The sequence below is a fragment of the Kingella sp. (in: b-proteobacteria) genome, from assembly GCF_030527935.1.
Lineage (GTDB): Bacteria > Pseudomonadota > Gammaproteobacteria > Burkholderiales > Neisseriaceae > Kingella_B.
The window spans coordinates 36,860-44,882 of record NZ_JAUMZV010000021.1; the positions used below are offsets into that span (position 1 = coordinate 36,860).

Consider the following 8,023-nt stretch of genomic DNA (forward strand, 5'->3'; position numbering starts at 1 on the left):
TTTGTCCAAATCTCTGATTTGGCAATAAACCATTTCGCCCGTGGTGGGCGAGCCAACGCCGTATAAGGTTTAATTGGGACGACTATACAAATAAAGGCAGCCTGAAAACCATCACAGCGTGTTAGCTTGCTTGTTTTCAGGCTGCCTTAAATGTAGAAATAAACCACCGCATCCTGTTCAAAATACCACCACTCAACAATACGCCCCCTTAAAAATGTCCACCCAAACCACCGCCCTTATCACCGCCCTTGTCCTAAGCAACATCGGCACAATTGCCTATTTTGCCGCACACAAGTAGGCAGCCTGAAACCTTTACAAAACCCCTAACAGCAGCCTGAAACACAAGAAATGTCGTCATTCCCGCGTAGGCGGGAATCTTGTTTGATATTCAAAAAATTACGCAAAAACAAACCATTGTGTAAATTTAACCAAGATTCCCACCTGCGCGGGAATGACGGAGAATTGACTATTTCTTGTTGTGTTTTGGGTTTTGCAAAGATTTCAGCCTGAAAACCATCCCCCAACAAAAAACCGTTTGGCTTCATACCAACCGGTTTTTGTTTTTCAGGCTGCCTAAACGCGGGCGGGATGCTTGGGCAGCCTGAAAATGTCCCCGCGCTTCTACGGCTTGCTTGCAAGCCGTGCGCTTGCATCAAAATTACACGCATTTTGGTTATGCCGAACTGGGTTTCAGGCTGCCTAATGCCGCGCTTTACGGCTCTGCTGCGCTCGCTCTCGTTTCGTCAAACTTGGGCGTGAACATCGCAGCGTTGCCTGTTTTCGGCTGCCATTTGCTTTCCACGCGCCATTTGCCTTGGGTGTCTTCCAGCCGCAGATACCAATGCACGGCGGGTGGCAGGGCGTTGAAGGTGGCGGTGTATTCGGTTTTGTCGCCCGATTGTGGCGCGTTGCTGGCTTTGAGCGGCACGGTTTGGTCGTAGGCTTTTTTGGCGGGGTGCAGCAGCAAAAGTTGTATCGGCGTGTTTTTGTCAAAATCGCCGCTGATGAAGATTTTGGCGGTGGTGCCTTCTGGGTTGAAAAACATTTGCGCTTGGATGTGGCGTTTTGCGGCGGCTTCGTCGCGCTCAATTTGCATATTGATGTATTTGCCTTCTTTGTAGTAGTCGTCGGTTACCATTTCGTCGGCGTGGGTTTTGGCAAGATAAAAGGTGTAAAACCCTGCCACGACTACGGCGGCAGGCCCGCTCATCAATATCCACGGCCAGCGGTGTTTGTACCACGGCACGGGTTTAGGGTTAGGCTGTGTGCTCATGTTATTCTCCGATAAAGATAGATTTTTCTTGCAGCTCGCGCGCTTCGTTTTCAGGCTGCCCTTCTACGCGGTATTTGAAGGTGAACTGGATGGGGTGGCTGCCTTTTTCGGCGTATTCGGGCTGGGTGGCAACTTGCACGGGCACGGTGATGATGTCGCCGCCTTTCACGCTGATGCCGTTTTCAGGCAGCCCTGTGAGACGGATGTCTTCCAGCCCCGACACGCTGGCTTGGATGATTTGCGTTTGTTCGCTGGCGTTGCTGATGCTTAGGTTGTAGGTGTTTTCCAGCAAGCCTTCTTTGTTTTCGCGCACCATCACGCCACGGTCTTTAATCACATCAATTTGCACGGTGGCGCGGGTGGCGAGCCCCACCAGCAGCCCCACCACCGCAATCAGCAGCACCACGCCATAGCCCACCACTTTGGGGCGCAACAGGCGTTTTTTTACATCGGCATCGGTGTATTCGTGTTTGAGCACGGCTTCGGTGGTGTAACGGATTAAGCCGCGCGGGTAGCCCATTTTGTCCATGATTTCATCGCATGCATCAATGCAGGCGGCGCAGCCAATGCATTGATATTGCAAGCCATCGCGGATGTCTATGCCTGTGGGGCAAACTTGCACGCACATGGTGCAGTTGATGCAATCGCCCAGTTGGGTTTCTTCTTTGTTGGCGTTTTTTTTGCGCGCACCGCGTGGTTCGCCACGTTCCACATCGTAGGAAATCACCAGCGTGTCGTGGTCAAACATCGCGCTTTGGAAGCGGGCATAGGGGCACATATGCAGGCACACTTTTTCGCGCAAAATATGCCCAAACAGCCATGTTACAAAGCCATAAAAAGCGGCGGTGCCCAGCGCAACGCTGCCCGCTGTGCCCATGAAAATGGCGGGCACAAATTGGCGAATCGGCACAAACCAGCCTGCAAAGGTAATCCCCGTCCACACGGCAACGATGAAGATAAGCAGATATTTCAAGGCTTTGATGCGGATTTTGTGAAAATGCCACGGCTCTTTGTCCAGTTTCAAGCGTTTGTTGCGGTCGCCTTCAACCAAGTGGTCAATCCACAGCATGATTTCGGTATAGACAGTTTGCGGGCAAGAATAGCCGCACCAAATGCGCCCTGCGATGGTTGTCCACCAAAACAGCCCAAAGGCGGAAACAATCATTAAACCTGCCAAATAAAGCATATCGGCAGGTTCTAGCACCATGCTGAACACATAAAAATGGCGTTCTTCAATATTGAACAACATGGCTTGCCGCCCGTGCCACATTATCCACGGCATCACATAGAAAAAAAGCTGGGTGGCGATAATCATCCAGATGCGCAGGTTGGCAAATTTGCCGATGGCGCGTTTGGGGTGGATGCGTTTGTTGCTGTGAAATTGGATGACTTGTTCTTTTACGGCGGGCTTGCTGGCGGGTTTGTTGGCAGATTGGGGCGCGGGTTGCGCGGCGGGTTGCGGGTTTTCAGGCTGCCCTTGCGATTGGGATGGCATGGTGTGTTCCTTTTGGCGTTTTTGGTGGTTTTATTTGGCTTTTGATTATACGGGGAAACGTGATTGATGGGGTTTGGGCGATAAATAGTTTTTGGCAAAAGGCGGGCTGAAATAAGGGGATGGATAAGGTTTCAGGCTGCCTTTGATGTTGGGGGATTAAGGCAGCCTGAAAAATAGAGTAAGCCGAAATAAAAACAGCACGCGTAGGGTGTGTGGTTTTGCCACGCACCATTACATTAAGCATTGCTAAACGGTGCGTGAACAAGTTCACATCCCCTACACGCTGGGCAGTTTACATAGCACAAACAGTTTTCAGGCTGCCTATGGGTAACTCCAATAGGCAGCCTGAAAAGATTGAGCGAATGGTTTACAGCATTTGCAGCCGTGCGATGCGGTTGTCTAGGCTGGGGTGGGTGCTGAGCAGCGAATCTTTGGCTTCGCTGGCGATGCCCATGGCGGTCATGTCTTTGGGCAGTTCGCTGGTGTAGCCTTTTAGGCGTTGCAGGGCGGCAATCATTTTGGGTGCGCCCACCAGTTTGGCTGCGCCTGCGTCAGCGCGGTATTCGCGTTGGCGGCTGAACCACATCACGATAAAGCTCGCCAAAAAGCCAAACAGCAGTTGCAACACAAAGTTTACTGCCAGATAGATGCCGTTGTTGCTGGATTCGCTGTCGCCGCGCCCTTGTGCCACCGCGCTGGCGATGATGCGGGCGAAGAATACGACAAAAGTGTTCACGACGCCTTGAATCAGCGTGAGCGTTACCATGTCGCCGTTGCCAACGTGTGCCATTTCGTGCGCCAACACGGCTTCCACTTCATCGCGCGTCATGCTGTTGAGCAAGCCTGTGGACACGGCTACCAGCGAGCTGTTGCGGGTTGCGCCTGTGGCGAAGGCGTTGGGCTCGGGCGAGTTGTAGATGGCAACTTCGGGGGTTTTCAAGTTCCATTGGTGGGCTTGGTTTTGCACGGTTTGCAGCAGCCATGCTTCTATTTCGCTGCTTGGACTGGTGATGACTTGCGCGCCTACGGAATGTTTGGCGATGGTTTTAGATAGCAACAGCGAGATGATGGAGCCTGTGAAGCCGACCACGGCGGCGTAGGCGAGCATTTGTCCCATGCCGCCGCTGCGGGAGTTGATGCCCAGCACGCTTAACACGATGCTGATAACGATGATAACGGCGAAGTTGGTAGCGAGAAAAAGGGCGATGCGTTTCATGTGTGTTCCTTTGTAGGTTGGGTTGTTTTCAGGCTGCCTTTGCAGGCAGTTGTGGCATGGCATGAAAGGGGCGGATAGTAATGGATATGTGGTGTTTATCAAAGTGGGGGGATGTGAAAAACTATGCAAAGGGCGGGGAGATTGATGCAGCCTGAAATGGTTGCCCCGCGCCCCTTACGGCTTGCTTGCAAGCCGTGCGCTGGCGAAAGCTGGGGGTGATTAGCTGCGTTGAATTTTGTTTCAGGCTGCCTGAAAGGTTTCCAGCCATGCGCTGTGCAGCATCGCGCCTTGTAAACAGGCATCGGAGCGGATGTTGGCAATGGCGATGCAGTGGTTTTGGCTGTTGGCGATAATCGCCCAATGGTGGCGCAATTCGGGCGGGATGCCGTGTTCTTGCAGCAGTTGGAACACGTTTTTATGCCCGCTGGCGATGGCGATGCGGTCGTGTTTGTTGGCGCATCGTAGGCAGCCTGAAAGCGTGCGCACGGCGTGGTTTTCAGGCTGCCATGTTAAGCCTGCTTGCTGGGCAAGGGTTTTCAGGCTGCCTATTTGCGCTTGCTGCCATGCAAGGCTGTTTAACGCGCGATTGGGCAGGGGGAACAGAATTTGGCGGTGCAACAGGGCTTTGCCGCGCGGCAGTTGCCATGTGGCGCGGTGGGCGGCTTGGTCTAGCACGCGGGCGAAGTCGGCAAGGTTGCGTTTGCTGGGCGTGCCCAATTCGTGCGCGTGGGCGAAGCGGTGCAGCATTTGGCGGCGGCGCAGCGGGCTCAGTTGCTGCCACGCGGGGCGCGAGAATTGGTTGCGCGGCGTGTGGATGCGTTGCCAGTCTTCAGCGATGATTTCGTTTAACAGCGCGTGTTCGTCTTGCAGCGTGGCAATGGTGGTTTGGATGTGCGCAGCGGCATCAGGCAGCCTGAAAACGAGTTGCGGCAGCATTTGATGGCGCAGCCAGTTGCGCAACAGGCTGGGGTCTTGGTTGCTGCTGTCGTGCACATGGTTTAAGCCGTGCGCGGCGGCGTAGGCTTCAATTTGGGCGCGGCTATAAGCCAGCAGCGGGCGCAGCAGGGTTTTGCCTTGCCACACGCGGCTAGGCGGCATGGCGGATAAGGCGCGGATGCCGCCACCGCGCAGCGCGGCAAGGAAAAAGGTTTCTATTTGGTCGTCTTGATGATGCGCCAGCGCGATGGCATCGCAGGGCTGCGCGGCGAACACGGCATAGCGGGCGGCGCGGGCGGCGGCTTCCACGCCCTGCCCTTTCGGCTCAACGCGCACGCGCTCGGCGGCAAAGGGGACGTTTAACCGAACGCAAGCATCGCGGCAAAAGTCTAGCCATTGGTCGGCATCGGGGTTTAAGCCGTGGTGAACATGAACCGCCGATAGCGTGAACGGATGACTGTGGCGCAGGCTGGCGAGCAGATGCAGCAGCACAATGGAATCCACGCCGCCGCTTAGAGCCAAGCAAATGCGTTGGTACGCGGGGATATGGGGGGTGATGGCTTGGGGGGTGAGTGGCATGGTTGATGGTTGGGTTGAATGGGGTTAGGCAGCCTGAAAACGGGTTGGCGATGGTTTTAGCTACGCTGAACTTCGTTTCAGGCTGCTTCTATGCTGTGTTCCAGCATCTGCGCAATCGCAGTCGCCTGCGCAGCATAAGGCTGCTGATATTTGATGACCACCGCGCTGGCGTAAACATGGTCAAAGCGCACCCAGCCACCGATAGCGTGCAGCGCGTATTGGAGTTGCGCTTCGCTGGCAAGCTGGGCATCGGGCGCATAGCGGGCAAGAAAGGCGGTTTGCAAGGCTGGCATGGTTTGCTGGCGGCGGCGGTTGCCTTGTATCCGCGCAGGGATTTCTAGGCTGTGCCACGCCGCTTGATGATGGCTGTCAAAATAAATCGGCGACAGCGCATAACATTGCACATAATAATCAAACAGTTGATTAAGCTGCGAAAACACAATGGGCTGGTTGTTGTGGCGCGGCAGCAACACGATGGGCGCGGGCGCGTGGGCAATGGCGAGAATAATATCGCCGTCTATGCTTTGGGCAAACTGTGTGCCAGCAAGGGCAACATCCGCGCTGATGGCGTGCCATTGCCACAAATCCATGTCGTCCGCAAAATTATTTGCCATGAAATCGGGTTCAGGTTCGCTGAATATGAGCAACCCGCAAAAATCGCCGTAGCCGTAGCATTGCAAAAATTGGGCGTAGTCGGGCGGCAGTTGCCACGCTTGGGTTTGCTTGGGCGATAGGGGGGGCGAGTGTGCCGATGGTGTCAAGGTGGTTTGGCATGGTAGGCAGCCTGAAAATGGTGTTAGGCGTAAAGTTGGCTAGGCGATGTTTAATTGTTTGCTTTAACAAGTTGGTAGTGTCCTAAAAAGTATGCTGCCTATTTTTTAATCATCACACATAACCATTAGGTGGTGTCCTAAAAAGTATGCTGGCTTAATTATTGTTGATAGAAAGCAGTATTGGTTAGAAATTCTGCAAAGTGCAGCATACTTTTTAGGACACCACCAACAAGTTCAACTTGCTGCGGTTGCAACACAGGCAAAATCAATGCTTTATCTTCATCAAATTCAATCATCAAGCCGAATTGGGGTTGATGGAAAATTTCCACCACCGTGCCCATCGTGCCCGCAGGCAAAATTTTCCCCGATAGGCTAATCGGTTCCAGCGTGCGGATGGTGTCAAACAGTTGGTAAGGGGTCATTTCAGGCTGCCTTATGATAAGAACCTGTATTCATTATTTTCATAGTCATCTTTTATGCCCTAAAAACGCGGCTACTGCGTTAAAAATGCTCGCAAGGTGTCCAACCTTGCTGTGCTTTTTGCCTTGTATCCACGCTTTTATATCATCAAATCTGCCTATGAAAATAGTGAATACAGGTTCTAAAAATATTTCGTTGAATTGTGCCAAACGTCAAACCCAGAACGCTAAAACAGTTGGCAGTTGCACAAATTTTCAGCAAGCAAAATTTATCGCGTGAGAACAAAAAATTACCCCAGTTATCCACACGTTGTACACGCAGTTTTCAGGCTGCCTTTGGTATAACTGGCAACCTAAGGCAGCCTGAAATCCCGTTCAACACAACCTCAATCAAGCCCCATTCAACGCCTGCCACACATTCAACGCATCGCGCGTTTCCTTCACATCGTGCACGCGCACAATCTTCGCCCCCTGTTGCACGGCAAACAGCGCAACAGCAATACTGCCCGCCACGCGCTCGGCAGGCACTTCGCGCCCCGTGATTGCGCCAATCATGCTCTTGCGCGACACGCCCACCAGCTGTGGCAAATCGTGCTGCAACGGCAAGCGGTTCAGCTGCTGCATCAGCGCGATATTGTGCGCCAGCGTTTTGCCAAAGCCAAAGCCCACGTCCAACACCAGCCGCTCGGCAGCGATGCCCGCCGCAAGGCAAGCCGCCGCTCGTGCATCCAAATACTGCGCCACTTCCGCCGCAATGTCGCCATATTGCGGATTATTTTGCATATTTTCAGGCAGCCCTTTCATGTGCATCAAGCACACGCCCGCCCGCGATTGCGCCACCGCTTCCACCGCGCCCGCATCTTCCAAGCCCTGTACATCGTTAATCACATCCGCCCAGCCGCGCTCCAACGCCGAGCGCATCACGCTGGCGCGGCGCGTGTCCAAGCTAATCGGCACGTCCCAACGCGCCAATTCCGCCAAAATCGGCTGCACGCGTTGCCATTCAGCTTCAGGCGAGACAAAATCCGCATTCGGACGCGTGGATTCGCCGCCAACGTCCAACATATCCGCGCCATCTTTCAGCAGCTGCTCGGCGTGCTTTAAGGCAGCCCGAAAACTGCGCGAATACGTCCCCCCATCCGAAAACGAATCAGGTGTCAGGTTAATAATGCCCATGATTTTGGGCGTGGATAAATCCAGCGCAAAACGCGCCGTTTGCCAAATGGTCTGCATAATTGTTCCTTAAAAAAACAGGAATGATAACTCAAGAAAGATAGTTTTTGGGGCTGTCCTAGATAACTCAGGAAATTCACATTAAGTTAGAATTTCCCC

The 8,023-nt window shown here is 53.5% G+C and carries 9 protein-coding genes; 1 reads left to right on the forward strand and 8 read right to left on the reverse strand.

The features are described from left to right. Nucleotides 1-118 precede the first annotated feature (118 nt). Entirely contained in the window at nt 119-298 is a 180-nt protein-coding gene (locus Q4A85_RS08085; RefSeq protein ID WP_303109277.1) for a hypothetical protein, read from the forward strand. Between the two features lie 25 nt (nt 299-323). On the opposite strand, the gene Q4A85_RS08090 is transcribed toward Q4A85_RS08085, so the two are convergent. The 8 genes from Q4A85_RS08090 to folP all read right to left on the reverse strand — a co-directional run bounded on the left by Q4A85_RS08090 (nt 324) and on the right by folP (nt 7,927). Then, complete coding sequence (locus tag Q4A85_RS08090) at nt 324-668, reverse strand: hypothetical protein (protein ID WP_303109279.1); 345 nt, start codon at nt 666-668, stop codon at nt 324-326. A gap of 44 nt (nt 669-712) precedes the next feature. Then, on the reverse strand, nt 713-1,273 hold the full coding sequence (locus Q4A85_RS08095) for a FixH family protein (protein WP_303109281.1): 561 nt from the start codon (nt 1,271-1,273) through the stop codon (nt 713-715). Between the two features lies 1 nt (nt 1,274). Next, nucleotides 1,275-2,768, reverse strand: a complete 1,494-nt coding sequence (ccoG, locus tag Q4A85_RS08100; RefSeq protein ID WP_303109283.1) for a cytochrome c oxidase accessory protein CcoG — start codon at nt 2,766-2,768, stop codon at nt 1,275-1,277. Between the two features lie 367 nt (nt 2,769-3,135). Further along, nucleotides 3,136-3,984, reverse strand: a complete 849-nt coding sequence (htpX, locus tag Q4A85_RS08105; RefSeq protein WP_303109291.1) for a protease HtpX — start codon at nt 3,982-3,984, stop codon at nt 3,136-3,138. Between the two features lie 240 nt (nt 3,985-4,224). Then, on the reverse strand, nt 4,225-5,499 hold the full coding sequence (gene tilS / locus Q4A85_RS08110) for a tRNA lysidine(34) synthetase TilS (RefSeq protein WP_303109285.1): 1,275 nt from the start codon (nt 5,497-5,499) through the stop codon (nt 4,225-4,227). Nucleotides 5,500-5,576: 77 nt separating this feature from the next. Then, nucleotides 5,577-6,260, reverse strand: coding sequence for a hypothetical protein (locus Q4A85_RS08115; RefSeq protein ID WP_303109287.1), 684 nt, complete (start codon nt 6,258-6,260; stop codon nt 5,577-5,579). Between the two features lie 170 nt (nt 6,261-6,430). After that, entirely contained in the window at nt 6,431-6,694 is a 264-nt protein-coding gene (locus Q4A85_RS08120) for a hypothetical protein (protein WP_303109289.1), read from the reverse strand. A gap of 387 nt (nt 6,695-7,081) precedes the next feature. Then, nucleotides 7,082-7,927 (reverse strand): dihydropteroate synthase, encoded by an 846-nt coding sequence (folP, locus tag Q4A85_RS08125; protein ID WP_303109293.1) that lies wholly within the window; start codon nt 7,925-7,927, stop codon nt 7,082-7,084. Nucleotides 7,928-8,023 lie beyond the last annotated feature (96 nt).